The sequence below is a fragment of the Finegoldia magna ATCC 29328 genome (genome assembly GCF_000010185.1).
Taxonomy (GTDB): Bacteria; Bacillota; Clostridia; order Tissierellales; family Peptoniphilaceae; genus Finegoldia; species Finegoldia magna_H.
This window is the reverse complement of sequence record NC_010371.1, coordinates 42,021-57,566: the sequence shown is the minus strand read 5'-3', so window position 1 is coordinate 57,566 and position 15,546 is coordinate 42,021. Positions and strand designations below refer to the sequence as shown.

The window sequence follows — 15,546 nt, the reverse complement described above, 5'->3', positions numbered from 1 at the left end:
AGAGTGTCAACTACCCCTCGACTAAAGTCGTGGGGATTTTTAAAAATAATAAATAAAAATAATAAGTAAAAAATAAGATTATAAGAAAAGGAAAAAAACATGATAAAACATATAAAAAAAGTTTATGAAATCGCAGACAGCAACATAATAGAAAGTATCAAATACTTTATCAACTTTATTCCAGAATACCCTAATGTTGAATATACTGTAGAATATGACGTTTTTTATAAAGATAACAAAAATATCAAAAGAAAAATAAACATACTGATTAAAAAAGAAATAATTTTTGACGGTAAAGAGTTTTTCAACGAATACAACACAACAGTAAAAACTTATATCGGTGATAATAAAATAGGAAATCATCAAGTAACTTATATAGCCTATGATGATGAATCTAGTGGAAAACATAAAGATATTCAAAAAGACAGATTTTATAATATCGATTATATATATTACAAATTATATGAATTTGTTGAATATCAACAAGAAAAATAATAAGTGAAAAAAGAAGGCAAAGTAATATACGAAAATGCTTCTGCAAAAAGTTATGTATTCTATGAAAATATAATAGACGAAAAGACAAAAAAAACATATTGGCATTATTGAAATAACAAAAGGAGAAAAAATGCTATACAAAAATCAATTATTTAAGACTTGCTTGATGTTTTCTATGATGATTTCAAAATGATTCAAGAAAATTGGATAGAAAAGACATTGTGGGATAATCTTTCAAATGAAGAAATATTTGATAAAGAGGCTTTAATAGGTTTTATAGAAGTGATAGATGATTATAAAGGTTATCTAATATACGAAGAATTGTAGTCAAGGGGGAATTTTAAAATGACAAACGAACTAAAACCATACGAAAAAATAAAAGAATACACAGTTAATGGTAAGCCATACGATGAAGGTCTCGAAGATTTATATTTATATTTACAGGCGACTGCTAGTATTGATTACACAATATATGTTGATATCGAGACTGGCGATATCGATGCAATGCCATCTTGTGATTTTGGAAATGCTTACTATAATATAAATAAAGCTATATTTAATTGGAAAGTAAATGGTGGCGAACCATGGTTAGGTGAAGTTTATACTTACGATGAACTTGAAGATTATGCATGTGAAGAAGATGTAAAAGAATTACGAAAAGAATTTGAAGAAGAACACAAAGAAGAATTAGATGAATATGAAGATATTGAGGATTTTTATAATGACTTTGCCAACGATTATAAAGAATTTTTATTTTATGCTGAAAATGAAGATATAGACAAGGGTGTAGATGAGTTTGCGAGAGAATCACTCGATTCTTGGAAGGAAGATTTTGAAAACGCTTATTGCAAACTACTAGAAGATTATGAACTACGAGAAGAACTAGAAGATTACTAGGAACTGCCCGCTACCTAAAGGTAGTGGATTTTTTGACGTGATATTTATAAAAATAAAGGAGATTGAAAATGACAAGAGATGTTTACAAAGATTTTGAGGTAGAGGTTAGTGGTCAAGATTTGTTGGACATGTTTAGAGAGGTTGATAGTGATGGAGAACCTGAACACGAAACGGTTAGACTTGAAATCAATGAAGATGGCGAATCCCACTTTGCTGATGATAATTGGAGCGAAGATGATGATACGGTTTATACTCAAACATACGAAAGAAGTGATTGGTTAGAAGATCCAGATGAAGAAGTTATTATGGAATATTGGGTTCATGCACTTAATGAGTTTTATCACAATAATCCTGTCGAAGTAGATACAAGATATACTGAAGAAAACGAAGATGGCGAAGAATATGTTATAGAACATGCCAGATTTCGGATTACCTTTTGTTAATGCATAGCCTTTAATGCGATACACTCCCCCACATTGGATCTTTGTGGGGGTTTTTGTTTGGGTACAAGTCACAGGTGTATTAATTATTTGTGGCGTTGTCACTTGTCGGCATATTACATATAACAAAGAAAAAAGGAGAGAAAAACATGAAAAGAACAAAGTGGAAGAATGTTAATAGTGGTGCTGTTATAACATCATTAGAATTTAGAACGCTACTCGAAAAAGAAGTGCTTAAAGCTTACGAAGAATATTTGCATAATTTTGATTGGGATTATGCAAAAGTTTTGGAAGAAGCTCCACAAACAATTATAGAATTTTCTGAAAAGTTCATTGAGACCGATAAGGATTTTTATCCTGTCGGGATTAATGGCAATAGATTAGATTCAGAGATAGATTGTATTGATTATTGTGCTTTTCGCTTGTTTTCAGAAAAGAAATATATAAGACGTGTTAATAAGTTCAATCAAATCTTAATTTCTCATGGATATGAGACACAACAGCTATAACACTATTCCCTACTGAATTAAGGAATTAGATACTACAAGTTAATTGGTTATTTGTGGTGTTGTCACTTGTCTATATATCACATATAACAAAAATAAAGGAGATGTAAGCGTGAATAATGATATAAAAGATAAAATAAAAAAGCTGCTATCGTTATCTCAAAGTCAAAACGAGAATGAAGCAAAACTTGCATTGTTAAAAGCACAAGAGTTAATGCTTCGATATGATATATCAGCTGAAGAAATAAACGAAAATCACAAGTCTATAGTGATAGAATTAAAAACCAAATACTACTTCACAAATTATAAAAATACTTATCTAGCACAAGGAATTGAAATGATTTCAGACTTATACCTATGTAAAGTTTGTGTTTGTCGCTATGGAAAAAGTTCAAAAAAATATATAAAAATCATTGGAAGAGATACAGATTGTAACATACTGGAAAAAGTAATTGGGTTTATAAAATCTAATGTAGATCAATGGGCAAAGGAAATTAAAACTCAATTAAACATAAATAATAAAACATTAAATGCGTTAAAGAACGATTATGGCATTGGATTTTGCGAAGGTTTGCTAGAATTATTAGAAAAGCAAAAAGAAACAATACAGCAAGAACAAGGATTGGTGTTATCTGTTCCTAAAGAGGCTATCGATTATATATCTAAATTAAACAAAAATTGTAATATAAGAAATGCTAATTTTGCTAACAATAATAAAGTGATAGAACTTGGGTATATTAGTGGATATACTGCCGAAATTCAAAATAAAATATAGTATAATCGATCTATTCCCCAGGCAATCTTTTTGTTTGGGGTGTTTGTTTGGGTACATATCACAGGTGTACCAATAATTTGTGGTATTATCACTTGTCGATATATTACATATATAACAAAGATAAAGGAGAGAAAATTATGAATGAAGAAAAATTATTGCAAGAATTAGAAAAAGATTATTTAAAGACTGTAAAAGAATTAAACAATATGTCACTAGACCAGCTGAGAGATTTGGTGCGTGAGAAACGAGATATACTTGATAGTATGGATTATTCGTTAGCCATACAAAAAGCTAATGGAAGTTTATCTAAAGTTATTGAGTTAAATAACAAATTCGGTGAACGTTGGTTAGAAGATTTTCAAGATCCGTTTTGGGATGAATTAAGAATTAAAAAAGCTCGAAATGGTTTTTTAGATAGAATATCAGAATTTCAACAGGATTTAAAAGATACGGAAAATATATATGATGTTGAAAATTTGCTTGACAGCTTTTATGATGATTTCAAATGGATTCAAGACGATTGGATAAGTAAATGTTTCTGGGATTATTTAACCGATAAAGATATTTTCGATAAACAAACTCTTATAGAGTTTATCGATGTTTTAGATGAGTACAAAGAACGCTTAGTATCTGATGAAATATAGCCCCTACTCCCCTGCCTCATAGCAGGGTTTTTTATGTGGGTACATGTCGTAGGTGTATCAATAATTTGTGGTGTTGTCACTTGTCGATATATTACATATAACAAAGTAATAAAGGAGAGTAAATTATGAAGGTTAACGTAAAAAATACAAAAATGGTTTTGAAAGATATGAAAGAAGATTTTTCTTGCCCTATCCCCTTTTCAAAAAATGATTATATAGAGTTTTCGAAACAATATTCAGGCGAATCTTTCAATGATGAAGAATATCAATGTAAAATCAACTCGTACATCATGGAAAGTGATATTTGCGAAAAGATTATTGAACATTTTTATAAGAATAATTTGGAATATTTTACAAAATATTTTCCAGAGTTTCGAGAACATTTTTGTTCAGAGGCTTTTGTGGGTTATGTTTTTGATTATGCTGGAGATGGCGTTGCTATGTTTTCCGATTATACTAATATAGTTTCCGACCTTTGTACACTTGTGGATTATGCTTTTTTCAGAGAATGTGTATTGTCATTAATTTATCGTGATAATGATGAACAAGTTGCAAGTGATATAATTGATGAAAACTTAGATGATATCGAGATGGATAGTTATGACTGTTTCACGATAGATGATATTTATGATGTTGTTGAAAAATATAGTAATAAGAATGTAATATGTGATTAGTTACTTGTGGTGTTATTATTTGTACATGTGTCACATATAACAAGTAAATATAGAAACATTAAGGCTTTAATTGACAAGTGATACAATGATTAATTATTTGTGGATTTATCACTTGTGGATATATCACAAAGAAAAAGGAGAAAATTATGAATAATGTAGTTTTAATGGGAAGATTAACAAAAGATGTAGAACTTAGATACAACCAATCGCAAATGGCGATCGGTAGATTTACGGTTGCTGTTAATAGGAGATTAACTAAAGAAAAAAGACAAGAGGCAGAGGCGAACAATCAACCTACAGCTGATTTTATTAGTTGTGTTATTTTCGGAAAACAAGCGGAGGTATTGGCACAATATGTATCTAAAGGTATGAGAGTTTTGATTAACGGAAGAATCCAAACAGGTTCATACGACAACAAAGAAGGTCAAAAGGTTTATACAACTGAAGTTATTGTTGAACAATTTGAATTTATTGATAGCAATAACCAACATAACGAGGGTGGTAAACAACAAAATAGCCCAGACGATTTTGGAATGGGTAATGCGGTCGTAAATAACGATAGTGAAATGCCTTTTTAGAGAAAAATAGAGGAGTGGCGTAATGCCACTTCCTTTCTTTTTATTAAAATGTGATTTGTGTTTAATACACTTGTGGTTTGTAGATATGTGGTAATGGTTGAGGTGATTTTGTGAAGTGCAAGGATAAGTATAAAAATCTAGACAAGTATAGAGCAGCGAAGCGTAGGCAACAACAAAGACACAGAGATAGATATGGGGCAGGGAAGCCTCCAAAGTCTTGGAGTGATGAAGAAATTCGTCTGTTAATGGGTTTCGATGGGCTGGATAGAGATTTGGCTAAAAGATTAAATAGATCGTTGGGTGCGATTTATACAAAGAGAGCTAGAGTTCGTTTAGAGCAAAGGGGGTGACAATTTCGTTTGCCATTTCTAATATGTTGGTACAACTTATAGTGTGATTAATAATTAATCTACTTGTGATTTGTCGATATATTACATACATAAGAAAACAAAAATTAAAAAAGGAGTGTAAATTATGACAGAAGTAAGCCAAGATTTAAGAATGTTTTTAGCAACTCTGAATAACAGAGTTAAAAAGATTGAAGGAATGTTTAATCAAGATAGTGAAAATGATTGTAAAACATTACACTTAATGCGAGATAAAAAGGCGATAGCGATATCTTCAGCTGTTAGAATTAAAGATGTAGTTTTGTTATATCCAAACTTGAATATATCAAATTATAATCCAGATGTAGATGAAGGCTTATCAACATTAGTGTTAATTCCTAATGATAAAGATATTGTTAACGAAATAAATAAAGCATATCTAAATGCTTTTGACTACGGTATTAAAAAGGGGATATATCCAAAGAATACAACAATGGATATGATAAAGAAAAAGACCAATGAATCCTTATTTATAGACGTTAATTCTTTTGTTGCTAATCAAAAAGATGATAACAAAGAGTTTTGTCAATCTTTAGCACAAAATAAACTAATGATAAGAAATGTTAAAGTAGGTAATGACGAAACAGGAAAACTTTCAGTTGTACTAAGAGATAAAGAGGGTAAGCTACTAGATCCAAACGAAAGAATTTCTTCTGGAGATACGGGTGAGATAGTAATTAAGTTTTATCCATACTCACATAAAGGTAAGGTTGGAATAAGTCGTTATATTCAAGGTTTTATTAGAACCAGTGAATGTATATCGCAAAAATCAATTTATATTTAAGTGATAAAAAGAATGTGGTATAATAATTAATAAAGATACCACATTCTTTTATTCTGATATTTTTTGCAAAAGAACAATTTGCCTTAAATTATCATCAGCACTAGGATTAACGCAGGTCGATAAAATGACGTATTTTTCGATAGCCTCTTTTGGTTTATTGACTACTATATCTGATGTATTTATCAAATTAATTAACCAGTCACGATCTTCTTGCGTTTTATAAAAGTTTCTATCAAGCTTTTTAATACGCTTAATAGAAATTATTTTATAACGTTCAATACCTTGTATCGATGTTATTGTAAATATATCTTTATTACTAGATTGTAGATTAGTAGTGTATTTTTGGTTTTGTAGCTTAGTAAGATTTGAAAACATCTTATCATCTAGCATTTTATGACCGAACAGATTGTTGTTCCAATCACTAAAATCACTGCGATTGTAACGGTCTAGAAATATGGTTCCATATTTGTTCTTTTTGTTATTAATATCGTGGTTAAGCCAGTAAGTGTCATCTTTAGATTTTACGATGATTTCGTCTATATTTAAAGCCTTATTTTCGATTCTTCCGATGACATTTTCGTTGTTTAGTTTTTTTCTTAATTCGAATATTTTATCTTGTGATGATTTCTCATTTGAATTAAGTGTTTTATTCATAGATTCTGATACAACTTTTGTATTGTTTTTTTTACGATAGCTTTGAAGTTCAGAGTTTGTGATTATAGATATAGGGATTAGAAATGTAATTATGGATATGAATAATAATATTTTTTTCATTAGTTCCTCCTAATTATGTTATACCCGAATTTTTGAAAGGAGTAGTAGTTGAGTGAATTTAATTTATTAGATGAAAAATGGATTCCTGTAATTGACAATGATTGTAATAACTTAAATGTTTCAATTCTGGAGCTATTTAAAAATGCCTCTAAGTACATTAGTATAGCAGGTGATACTGAAGTTCAGACAATTTCAATAACAAGATTTTTGTTATCTATTCTTCAAACGGTATTCTCAAGATTTGATGAGAATGGGGAAGAGTATGGATATTTTGGACTAAATGATATGTTTAAGCAGAAAACTGAAATAGATCCAAATGTTATTGAAGATTATGTTAATGATTTGAATAAAGCGTGGATTAATTTATTGGAAATGAAATCTTTCCCAAAGATTGTAGAAATTTATTTAAATAAATATCACGATAGATTTTATTTATATGATGACGAGTATCCGTTTTATCAAGTAAGTAGTAATATATGGGAAGATTTTAATGTTATATCGATGGGTAAGCAAAATGCAAAACCATCTAATATCCCTTTTAAAAAGATAAACGGTAAATTTTATGAATCAAATTCTTTAAGAATGTTCAACGTTAACGATGAAAAGGCAAAGAATAAAATGTCAGATTCAGAACTTGCTAGATGGATTATAACATATCAAAACTATTCTAATACGTCAGATAAGGCTGTTTTTGACGGTGTAAGCAAAAAGTCATACGGTTGGCTATATAAGATTACTACAATGAGTTTAAGGGGCAGTAACGTGTTTGAAACACTAATGCTAAATCTTGTTTTAGTACACCCGGTTAAAGAGTTTGTAGGAAATTCTCAAAAACCTTGTTGGGAAGAATCGTCAAATAAGATTATTACTAAGAATATTAAAGGTTATGTTCCAGATAATTTAGCAGAATTGTATAATACTTATTCAAGAGCTATTAGAATATCAAACAATAGCTTAGATGTGTGTAAATTATCTTTAATAGAGCCTATTAAATTGGAAAGTATGGCTATTTTGAGATATAAGGAAAAAGAAGATATTTATAATACGATAAAGGTTAGAAATAGCTACAGTTTGTGGCAAATTTTATTCTTGATCAGTAAGGGGCTGTACGAAACACCCGTTATTCTTGAAAACTTATTAAAGTATTCTGAAAATATTGATTTAAAAGATATTAAAATAGACATGGTAACATTGATAGATGATGGAAACGCATTATCATATGTTCCAAAAGAGGAAATTTTCAGTAGTTTTAATGTAAATGTATTAGACCTTCTTAACAAGGATTCTGATTTATATAAAACTTTAGAATATTGTTATACTGTTGTTCAAAATTACAATAATTTCTTATATAAAATTGCACAATTAAATAGATATGACGATAAATCTTCTAAAGGTTACATTGAGAAAAAGTTAGAACCTCTATATTTCTATGTAGATAGAGAACTCTCAGCTGATATTGAATTAGAAGATTTTAGAAAAGATTTTAAAATGTTTGCATTACACCAAATAAAAGAATTTTCAGCTAGAAAAGATTGTTTAGAAATGTACGCAAACCTAGTAAAATACATTGATTTTAAAAGAAAAGAGGAAAAAGAAAATGAAGAATAAATTATATTTAGACATACACGCACTACAAGTACTACCACCATCAAATGTGAATAGAGATGAATTTGGAAACCCAAAATCAGCACTATACGGGGGAGTGAATAGATCAAGAGTTAGTTCTCAATCATGGAAAAGAGCTATCAGAGAATATTTTTATGAAAATAGCGAGATTCAGAACTTAGGAGTTAGAACATTGAAATTACCTGATTATATAGCTGATAAAATGCTAGAAATTGATAGCTCAATTCCTAGAGAAGAGGCTATTAAAAAGGCTGGAAAGGTATTAAAGTCAGCTGGAATTTCAACAAAACTCAAAGATGTTGATGATGAAGGAGAAAAGACTTTAGTCCTAGAATCTTTGTTTTTTATCTCGGATAAACAAGCTTTAGAATTAGCACAAGCAGCAGTAAAAGGTGATGTTCCAAAACCCGATATTATAGACAGTATTAAAAACAATATGTCTATAGATATAGCATTATTCGGTAGAATGGTTGCTTCTTCTAAAAACTTAAATGTAGAGGCAAGTTGTCAAGTAGCACATGCTATATCAACTCATGAGGTTAATTCTGAAGTAGACTATTTTACGGCAGTTGATGAATATACGAAAGATCCAGGAGCTGCAATGATTGGTAATTCTAATTTTAACGCCTCAACATTATACAGATATTCAAATATTGCAATTCACGACTTGTTTGAACAAATTCACGACAAAGAAACATTAATTAATTCTATTAAGCTTTTTATAAAGGCTTTCTGTTTATCAATGCCATCAGGAAAGATAAATTCTTATGCAAATCAAACTTTGCCTAGCTTTTTATCAATCGATATTCGTTCAGATAGACCAATGAACTTAGTTTCTGCTTTTGAAGAACCTGTAGTGTCTAATTCTGGATATACTAAAAAATCTATAGAAAAGCTTTCTGATGAACATAAAAAGCTTAATAAATTCTATGACAAGCCTTTATTAAGCTCTTTTATTTCTTTTGATGATATTGAGTGTTTAAATGAGTTTGGCAATGAAGCTGATAATTTAAACAACTTAGCCGAAAATGTAGCTAATTTTTTAAAAGATAATTTAGGTGATTAATTGTGAGTGTTATTTTGTTAAAGTTTGCTAGTCCTCTTCAATCATGGGGAGGCTTAGCAAATTATGAGATAAGAAATACTGAATATTATCCAACAAAAAGTGCTGTTATTGGGCTAGTAGCAGCGGCTTTTGGCTATAAAAAAACCGATACAGAAAGCATCAAGAGGTTAAACTCTTTAAATTTCTCCGTTAGAATAGATCAAAAAGGTAGTTTGATTCGTGATTTTCAAATAGCTATGGAATACAACCCTAAATATATGCCTAATGACCCTAATTACTTTGTTAAGAGTAATTTAATACAAAAGTATTATATCCAGGATGCTAAGTTTCTTATAGCATTATCGAGTGATGATGAAACGTTAATGGAAGATGTATACAACGCTTTAGAAAGCCCTGCATACCAACTATTTCTAGGCAGAAAATCAAACCCGATAAATGCTGATTACTTAATAGGAAAATTTGACGGAAATGAGCTTGAGATAATCAAAGATTATGAATGGTTAGCCTCTAAATGGTATAAGAAAAGCATTAAAAAAGATAGTGTAGAGTTATCAATATTCAGTGATTATATAGATACTGGTAGTAAAGAAAAGCTAATAAGACGTGATTTAACAGAGTCTTTTGAGAATACAAAACGTGATTTTTCAAGTAGATTCGAATATAGATATGTAACAAAGGTGGGTGAGTAAATGTATCTTTCAAGAGTAATGCTTAAAGATAATCAAAATTACAGAAATTATGTGTATACTAATTTACAATATTTTCATAAATGGGTTGAAGAATCCTTCCCCAATGAATTTAAAGAAAACATAAGAACTAGAAAGTTGTGGAGATTGGATAGTTTTAATAACAAAAATTATCTAGTAATGCTATCAGAACAAAAACCGGATATCGAAATGTTTGAAAGAAACGGTATTAAAGGAACTGCTAAAATAACCAACTACGATCAATTTTTAGACGATATTAGTGAGAATAAACTATATCGATTTAAAATAAAATATAATCCCGTTAGTTCTGTATATGTTAGAAATTCAAAAAGAGGTGATAATTTTATCTGTAGAAATGATGAAGACAAGATAAAATATCTTATTGACAGAAGCGAAAAAAACGGTTTTGAAGTTTTGGAATGTACGCTAATTCAATCAGGTTATGATAAGTTAGTTAAAGATAATCAAAAAGCTCCTGTCAACAAAGCTGTAGTTGAGGGTGTTTTAGCTGTTAAAGATGTGGATAAATTTAAAGAAATTTTAATTAATGGTTTTGGCAAAAGAAAAGCTTATGGATATGGGCTTATGACAATTTTGCCAATAGCTGAAAGGAGATAATTTATGATTAATAATTACAAGGCAATTGTTGATTCTGAGTTGACTAAAAAAAGCAAACATGGTCATGACAGATATGTTATAGTAGACATAGAAACAGGCGAGATTTTAGACGATGCTCAAGGATATGGATATAAGTCCAAAGAGGGTGCGTATAAGTGCTTTGGATATAAAAGAAAAAGAGGCGATCTAAACTAGCTTTCTTGCAATAGCAGGTGTGTGACGATTGGAAGTGTCCAAAAAATTGTTTCTCGCAATAAGCGAGTGTTTCCCTCTATATGGGATAAAAACAAACTCGTAATCTTTATTATCTTTGTTTACCCGCACAAGCGGGGGTGTTTCTGATTATTTCAAGGAGCGAAAAAAGTATCTATGATTTTACCCGCACAAGCGGGGGTGTTCCTGTTATAAAAAAAGATTATAATTATAACTTTATGTTTTACCCGCACATGCGGGGGTGTTCCTATTTAAAACATCTTCTTTTGCATTTGACACAGCATGTTACCCGCACATGCGGGGGTATTTCTAACTCTAAAAACAAAGATAATTTCAACAATAAGTTTTACCCGCAAAAGCGGGGGTGTTCCTAAGAGAACTAAAAAAATGAAGAATCGAATAAGTTTTACCCGCACATGCGGGGGTGTTCCTTTTTATCTATGAACTTTTCGTAATAAATACTTATTTTACCAGCAATAGCAGGGGTGTTCCAGAGGTTATTGAGAAAATATTAAATAATCCTAAGTTTTCTTGCAATAGCAGGTGTGTTCCCAAAGCATTAACATTAACAATGTTTTACCCGCACATGCGGGGGTGTTTCTATAGGATTGTTATGTTACAGATTTTGTCCACAGTTTTACCCGCAAGTGCAGGGGTGTTTCTGTTAATAATGTAAATAACAACAACGGTGTTGAGTTTTACCCGCACATGCGGGGGTGTTCCTAGGGAAGATACTGGAGGCCCTAAAACAGCACAATTTTTCCCAGCAATAGCGGGGGTGTTCCTATGTATGAGGATTATCAAGATAAGTTTCTCGCAATGGCAAGTGTGTTTCTTTATATTTAAGAGTATTTTCTCGCAAATAGCGAGTGTAGTCCAAGAATATTTTTATCCTTTATTTTTTCTCGCAATGGCGAGTGTCGGTACATCATATAGTGCTACATATAATTAGTCTACTTGTCATTTGTCGATATATTACATATAACAAAGAGATAAAGGAGAGTAGGTCATGAAATATATGTATGGAATGAAAGTACGTGGGTTTTCTCTGGGTTGTCAACCAAAAGACGGATTATTGGGATTGTCGGACAAATCTAGTGATAAATACTACGACATAATCGAATATTCGAGAAAACTGACAGAAGAAGAAATCGAAAAATACGAACTAGTTCCAGTAGAATAAGTGAAATTAAGAGAAGATTTATTTCTTCTCTTTTTTTTATTGGTACATTAGCTAGATAGAATAACTAGTTCGCACCCTCAATAATTACGCTATATTACATACATATCAAAGAGATAAAGGAGAGTAAACTATGAAAGAGGTATCAATTAAACTTATTACAGAGTTGATTTTAGACAAGGATTATTTGGAGTACACTTATGACTTAGATTTGAGCGAGTACGATGATGAAAAACTAACAAAATGGTGTTTGGACTATATCAAGCGTGATATCAACGAGATAATCATTAATTCAGACATTGAACCAATAATAACGATAACTGATTAGGAGAACATTTATGAAAAACGATATACAAAAACTTAACCAAATCTTCCACCAAGTTTTGCAAGACGATGAAAGTGCTAATGGAGGAATAAGCTACATTGGAGAAAATTTTGGAAACTTTTTACTAGAAACTACGCAATTATTTCCTAGAAACGTTGAGGAATACAACAAAAAGTTGCCTAAATATAATAAAATGCTTATAGAATGTGGTATTAAACCAACTTTGATAAGATTTTAGAAAGGGCTTGTTTATGCCTTTTCTAAACCTTATGGTACAGTTATGAGTATGGTTAATAATTAATCTACTTGTGATTTGTCGATATATTATATATATAACAAGAATAAAGGGGAGTAGATTATGGATAAGATTAAACAAATCAATTTAGGAAAAAAACACGGCATAGATATTAGCGAGTTTGCAAATCCGAAGTTTGGTATAGCTCAAGTAATGCAAATTATATATGGGATTGAAGACGGACTTAGTAAATCAGAAGTTAAAATTTATGCAAAGCCAGAGTTTAATCGTGAGCAAATGAAACAAATAAGGCTAGGGCTTGAAAATGGTGTTGATGTTAGTTGGTATGCAAAGCCAGAGTTTGATTGGTGGCAAATGGAAGAAATTCGACTAGGGTTAGAACATAATGTTGATATTAGTGTATATGCTAAGCATGAGTATGATGGCTGGCAAATGAAAGAAATTAGATTAGGATTAGAAAAAGGAATTGATGTTAGTATTTACGCAAAGCCTATATTTTCTTCATCACAAATGGAACAACTCCGACTAGGACTAGAAGAAGGACTTGACGTAAGCATTTACGCTATACCTGAATTTTGGGCGTTTGAAATGGAAGAAACAAGAGTTAACATGTCTAAATAATTATAAACAGAAGAGAGAAAATTTCTTCTCTCTTCTGTTTTGGTGCATGAATTAGAAATATTAAATTGTTGTGTTTGTCCGTTATACCGATATATTACATACATAAGAAGAATAAAAAATAAAGGAGAGCTGATTATGAAACTATACGAATTGTATTGGTGTGATGAATGGAGAAGTACTAGAACACTTAATGTTTCCTCAAGGATTATAATAACTAAAGATTTGGAAACAATAGCCGATGTTTGCGAACAAACTGTGAAATCCGATGAAGAGCTTTTATCTTTATGCGGTGATGTGAGCGATAAATTTGATTTGTTCGATAAATTAGTTACCCAAGAAATAGATTATTTGCATTTCAACGAAATTGAATTAGATGAAGTAAATTTGTAAAATATAGAAGAGTAGGCGGATGTGTTCCCTTCTCTTCTGCTTTGGTACATAGGCTAGAAATATTAAATTGTTGTTTTCGCTCGTTACACCGATATTTTACATACATAAGAAAACAGCAAATAAAGGAGAGATAATTATGAAATATAACGTAGAAATTGTAGAAACATTAAGAAAGGTTGTAGAAATTGAAGCAAAAACTGAAGAAGAAGCGATAAGAAAAGTAGAAGAAATGTATTTCAACGAAGATATAGTGTTGGATTCCGATGATTTCGACAATTTGGTTGAGTTCAATTTGCAAGATGATTAAAAAAGATTTTTATAAAGCTTGGAGAATTTGTTAATCTTCTCCAAGCTTTTAGGATATTGAGCGAGAATCCTCGGTAATTCAATTGCCGAGTAGTTCACTACATATTTGATATTATATATATATAGTTAAAGGAGAGAAAACAATGAAAAATTTAGAGTTAAAAAATATTGAATTAATTGATAATGCGATTTGGTTGAATAGACGTGAACACATCGGAAATTATGCTTTTATTAATAAAAAACTTGAAAGCGATTCTGAAAAAATTATGGTTGCTCTTCAAAAACTTGATAACAATTTATTGGCGGGAGCAGTTTATTACATTCTTGAAAATATCTTAGATGAGGAAACTTTTGACAAGTTAGATTTAGATGACAGGAAAATGGAAAAATTAATGTGTGAGATTTTGTTCAATAAAAATAACGATTCTGATGTTGGATTAAAAAAAGAAATTAAAAAAGCTATTTTAAAATTATATGAAGACGGGAACATAATGCAAATCAGACAAATTAACAATGTATTGCTTTATGTTGAAGATGATTATGAAGGCAAAGATTTCGATAGTTGTAAAAGTTATTGGGAAAAATGCGAGATATTAAAAGATATTTATATTCTTGACATATATATATCGTTTGACAATTTACCCGATATTGATTTAAATACATTCAATTACGAACAAATTGTTGAAATTCACACAGGATTAAAAAACTGGATTGATATAAGTAAATATGCCGATATTAAATACACTGCGGAGGAAATGAGAATGATTAGGGAAGGCCTAGAAGATTGGAATATAGACATTTCAAAATATGTGGGTGTTGGTTTTTCAGAAGACCAACTATACGAAATCAGAGAAGGACTTATATCAGGAATTGATGTAAGCGTTTATGCGGATAATAACATTTGTGCTGACGAAATGTTTGAGATTCGAAGAAAACTCGAAAAAGAACGTTTTAATTTAGAAAAAAGTAGTTTAGGAAATGTTGAAAATGGAACTGACAATAAATCCCCAGAAAAGCACCGCCTTTAGTTGTGAGGAGTAGTCAGATTATGATATAATCTAATCAGCCAAAAAGATGTTAAAGTACAGTTGAAAAAACCCTAGGAGTACCAGTCCTAGGGTTTTTGTTCGATTTTTTTAATGACTTTTTGGTTAACTATATTATATCAACAATTTGCTAACTAATCAAATAAGATCCATGCTTTTAACTATTATCAAATAGATTTATAACAGAGAGGGGGAGAAATCCCCTCTCTTCTTTATTTTGGTACATCTATTAGATAATC

Annotated in this window: 24 protein-coding genes; 23 read left to right on the top strand and 1 reads right to left on the bottom strand. The window is 30.5% G+C overall.

Going from position 1 to position 15,546, the window contains the following annotated elements; translation table 11 throughout:
- Positions 1-99 precede the first annotated feature (99 nt).
- The 11 genes from FMG_RS08890 (at position 100) to FMG_RS08845 (ending at position 6,179) form a co-directional block, all read left to right on the top strand.
- The gene (locus tag FMG_RS08890; protein ID WP_012289883.1) at positions 100-495 is read left to right on the top strand and encodes a hypothetical protein; all 396 of its coding nucleotides are present in this window, start codon (positions 100-102) and stop codon (positions 493-495) included.
- A 189-nt stretch (positions 496-684) separates the two neighbouring features.
- On the top strand, positions 685-822 hold the full coding sequence (locus tag FMG_RS09750; RefSeq protein ID WP_158297418.1) for a hypothetical protein: 138 nt from the start codon (positions 685-687) through the stop codon (positions 820-822).
- Between the two features lie 18 nt (positions 823-840).
- Complete coding sequence (locus FMG_RS08885) at positions 841-1,392, top strand: hypothetical protein (protein ID WP_012289882.1); 552 nt, start codon at positions 841-843, stop codon at positions 1,390-1,392.
- A 68-nt stretch (positions 1,393-1,460) separates the two neighbouring features.
- Positions 1,461-1,835 carry a hypothetical protein gene (locus tag FMG_RS08880; RefSeq protein WP_012289881.1) on the top strand — a complete coding sequence of 125 codons (375 nt, stop codon included), beginning with the start codon at positions 1,461-1,463 and terminating at the stop codon, positions 1,833-1,835.
- A gap of 146 nt (positions 1,836-1,981) precedes the next feature.
- A complete protein-coding gene (locus tag FMG_RS08875) occupies positions 1,982-2,341 on the top strand; it encodes a hypothetical protein (RefSeq protein WP_012289880.1) in 360 nt (119 codons plus the stop codon).
- Positions 2,342-2,450: 109 nt separating this feature from the next.
- The gene (locus tag FMG_RS09480; protein WP_050716647.1) at positions 2,451-3,113 is read left to right on the top strand and encodes a DUF2786 domain-containing protein; all 663 of its coding nucleotides are present in this window, start codon (positions 2,451-2,453) and stop codon (positions 3,111-3,113) included.
- A 137-nt stretch (positions 3,114-3,250) separates the two neighbouring features.
- Positions 3,251-3,757 (top strand): hypothetical protein, encoded by a 507-nt coding sequence (locus tag FMG_RS08865; protein ID WP_012289878.1) that lies wholly within the window; start codon positions 3,251-3,253, stop codon positions 3,755-3,757.
- A gap of 125 nt (positions 3,758-3,882) precedes the next feature.
- Positions 3,883-4,431, top strand: coding sequence for a hypothetical protein (locus FMG_RS08860; RefSeq protein WP_012289877.1), 549 nt, complete (start codon positions 3,883-3,885; stop codon positions 4,429-4,431).
- A 146-nt stretch (positions 4,432-4,577) separates the two neighbouring features.
- Positions 4,578-5,009 (top strand): single-stranded DNA-binding protein, encoded by a 432-nt coding sequence (locus tag FMG_RS08855; RefSeq protein ID WP_012289876.1) that lies wholly within the window; start codon positions 4,578-4,580, stop codon positions 5,007-5,009.
- A gap of 110 nt (positions 5,010-5,119) precedes the next feature.
- Complete coding sequence (locus tag FMG_RS08850; protein WP_012289875.1) at positions 5,120-5,359, top strand: hypothetical protein; 240 nt, start codon at positions 5,120-5,122, stop codon at positions 5,357-5,359.
- A 124-nt stretch (positions 5,360-5,483) separates the two neighbouring features.
- Positions 5,484-6,179: a DUF2815 family protein gene (locus tag FMG_RS08845; protein ID WP_012289874.1), complete on the top strand. Its 696-nt coding sequence runs from the start codon at positions 5,484-5,486 to the stop codon at positions 6,177-6,179.
- Positions 6,180-6,227: 48 nt separating this feature from the next.
- On the opposite strand, the gene FMG_RS08840 is transcribed toward FMG_RS08845, so the two are convergent.
- Positions 6,228-6,953: a class B sortase gene (locus FMG_RS08840; protein ID WP_012289873.1), complete on the bottom strand. Its 726-nt coding sequence runs from the start codon at positions 6,951-6,953 to the stop codon at positions 6,228-6,230.
- A gap of 48 nt (positions 6,954-7,001) precedes the next feature.
- Between FMG_RS08840 and FMG_RS08835 the strand changes: the two genes are divergently transcribed.
- The 12 genes from FMG_RS08835 (at position 7,002) to FMG_RS08790 (ending at position 15,289) form a co-directional block, all read left to right on the top strand.
- Positions 7,002-8,561: a type I-E CRISPR-associated protein Cse1/CasA gene (locus tag FMG_RS08835; RefSeq protein ID WP_012289872.1), complete on the top strand. Its 1,560-nt coding sequence runs from the start codon at positions 7,002-7,004 to the stop codon at positions 8,559-8,561.
- The gene (gene cas7e / locus FMG_RS08830) at positions 8,551-9,645 is read left to right on the top strand and encodes a type I-E CRISPR-associated protein Cas7/Cse4/CasC (RefSeq protein WP_012289871.1); all 1,095 of its coding nucleotides are present in this window, start codon (positions 8,551-8,553) and stop codon (positions 9,643-9,645) included. The genes FMG_RS08835 and cas7e overlap by 11 nt, the downstream gene beginning before the upstream one ends.
- Positions 9,646-9,647: 2 nt before the next feature.
- Entirely contained in the window at positions 9,648-10,334 is a 687-nt protein-coding gene (gene cas5e / locus FMG_RS08825) for a type I-E CRISPR-associated protein Cas5/CasD (protein ID WP_012289870.1), read from the top strand.
- The gene (gene cas6e, locus FMG_RS08820) at positions 10,335-10,970 is read left to right on the top strand and encodes a type I-E CRISPR-associated protein Cas6/Cse3/CasE (protein ID WP_012289869.1); all 636 of its coding nucleotides are present in this window, start codon (positions 10,335-10,337) and stop codon (positions 10,968-10,970) included. It abuts the gene before it with no gap.
- A gap of 3 nt (positions 10,971-10,973) precedes the next feature.
- Complete coding sequence (locus FMG_RS08815; protein ID WP_012289868.1) at positions 10,974-11,165, top strand: hypothetical protein; 192 nt, start codon at positions 10,974-10,976, stop codon at positions 11,163-11,165.
- Between the two features lie 1,027 nt (positions 11,166-12,192).
- Positions 12,193-12,366 (top strand): hypothetical protein, encoded by a 174-nt coding sequence (locus FMG_RS09745; RefSeq protein WP_012289867.1) that lies wholly within the window; start codon positions 12,193-12,195, stop codon positions 12,364-12,366.
- 130 nt (positions 12,367-12,496) lie between these two features.
- On the top strand, positions 12,497-12,691 hold the full coding sequence (locus FMG_RS08805) for a hypothetical protein (RefSeq protein WP_012289866.1): 195 nt from the start codon (positions 12,497-12,499) through the stop codon (positions 12,689-12,691).
- Between the two features lie 10 nt (positions 12,692-12,701).
- Positions 12,702-12,926 carry a hypothetical protein gene (locus FMG_RS08800; RefSeq protein WP_012289865.1) on the top strand — a complete coding sequence of 75 codons (225 nt, stop codon included), beginning with the start codon at positions 12,702-12,704 and terminating at the stop codon, positions 12,924-12,926.
- Between the two features lie 120 nt (positions 12,927-13,046).
- The gene (locus FMG_RS08795) at positions 13,047-13,565 is read left to right on the top strand and encodes a hypothetical protein (protein WP_012289864.1); all 519 of its coding nucleotides are present in this window, start codon (positions 13,047-13,049) and stop codon (positions 13,563-13,565) included.
- A gap of 135 nt (positions 13,566-13,700) precedes the next feature.
- Entirely contained in the window at positions 13,701-13,955 is a 255-nt protein-coding gene (locus FMG_RS09475; RefSeq protein ID WP_012289863.1) for a hypothetical protein, read from the top strand.
- A gap of 136 nt (positions 13,956-14,091) precedes the next feature.
- Positions 14,092-14,262, top strand: a complete 171-nt coding sequence (locus FMG_RS09545; protein ID WP_148161029.1) for a DpnD/PcfM family protein — start codon at positions 14,092-14,094, stop codon at positions 14,260-14,262.
- A 142-nt stretch (positions 14,263-14,404) separates the two neighbouring features.
- Positions 14,405-15,289, top strand: a complete 885-nt coding sequence (locus FMG_RS08790) for a hypothetical protein (RefSeq protein WP_012289861.1) — start codon at positions 14,405-14,407, stop codon at positions 15,287-15,289.
- Positions 15,290-15,546 lie beyond the last annotated feature (257 nt).

Coding starts and splice junctions, on each gene's coding strand:
- FMG_RS08815 (WP_012289868.1), top strand. CDS start 10,974: ATGATTAATAATTACAAGGCAATTGTTGATTCTGAGTTGACTAAAAAA.
- FMG_RS08885 (WP_012289882.1), top strand. CDS start 841: ATGACAAACGAACTAAAACCATACGAAAAAATAAAAGAATACACAGTT.
- FMG_RS09475 (WP_012289863.1), top strand. CDS start 13,701: ATGAAACTATACGAATTGTATTGGTGTGATGAATGGAGAAGTACTAGA.
- FMG_RS08790 (WP_012289861.1), top strand. CDS start 14,405: ATGAAAAATTTAGAGTTAAAAAATATTGAATTAATTGATAATGCGATT.
- FMG_RS09745 (WP_012289867.1), top strand. CDS start 12,193: ATGAAATATATGTATGGAATGAAAGTACGTGGGTTTTCTCTGGGTTGT.
- FMG_RS09545 (WP_148161029.1), top strand. CDS start 14,092: ATGAAATATAACGTAGAAATTGTAGAAACATTAAGAAAGGTTGTAGAA.
- FMG_RS08800 (WP_012289865.1), top strand. CDS start 12,702: ATGAAAAACGATATACAAAAACTTAACCAAATCTTCCACCAAGTTTTG.
- FMG_RS08890 (WP_012289883.1), top strand. CDS start 100: ATGATAAAACATATAAAAAAAGTTTATGAAATCGCAGACAGCAACATA.
- FMG_RS08805 (WP_012289866.1), top strand. CDS start 12,497: ATGAAAGAGGTATCAATTAAACTTATTACAGAGTTGATTTTAGACAAG.
- FMG_RS08865 (WP_012289878.1), top strand. CDS start 3,251: ATGAATGAAGAAAAATTATTGCAAGAATTAGAAAAAGATTATTTAAAG.
- FMG_RS08860 (WP_012289877.1), top strand. CDS start 3,883: ATGAAGGTTAACGTAAAAAATACAAAAATGGTTTTGAAAGATATGAAA.
- FMG_RS08795 (WP_012289864.1), top strand. CDS start 13,047: ATGGATAAGATTAAACAAATCAATTTAGGAAAAAAACACGGCATAGAT.
- cas7e (WP_012289871.1), top strand. CDS start 8,551: ATGAAGAATAAATTATATTTAGACATACACGCACTACAAGTACTACCA.
- FMG_RS08845 (WP_012289874.1), top strand. CDS start 5,484: ATGACAGAAGTAAGCCAAGATTTAAGAATGTTTTTAGCAACTCTGAAT.
- FMG_RS08855 (WP_012289876.1), top strand. CDS start 4,578: ATGAATAATGTAGTTTTAATGGGAAGATTAACAAAAGATGTAGAACTT.
- FMG_RS08880 (WP_012289881.1), top strand. CDS start 1,461: ATGACAAGAGATGTTTACAAAGATTTTGAGGTAGAGGTTAGTGGTCAA.
- FMG_RS08875 (WP_012289880.1), top strand. CDS start 1,982: ATGAAAAGAACAAAGTGGAAGAATGTTAATAGTGGTGCTGTTATAACA.
- FMG_RS08840 (WP_012289873.1), bottom strand. CDS start 6,953: ATGAAAAAAATATTATTATTCATATCCATAATTACATTTCTAATCCCT.
- cas6e (WP_012289869.1), top strand. CDS start 10,335: ATGTATCTTTCAAGAGTAATGCTTAAAGATAATCAAAATTACAGAAAT.
- FMG_RS09750 (WP_158297418.1), top strand. CDS start 685: ATGATTCAAGAAAATTGGATAGAAAAGACATTGTGGGATAATCTTTCA.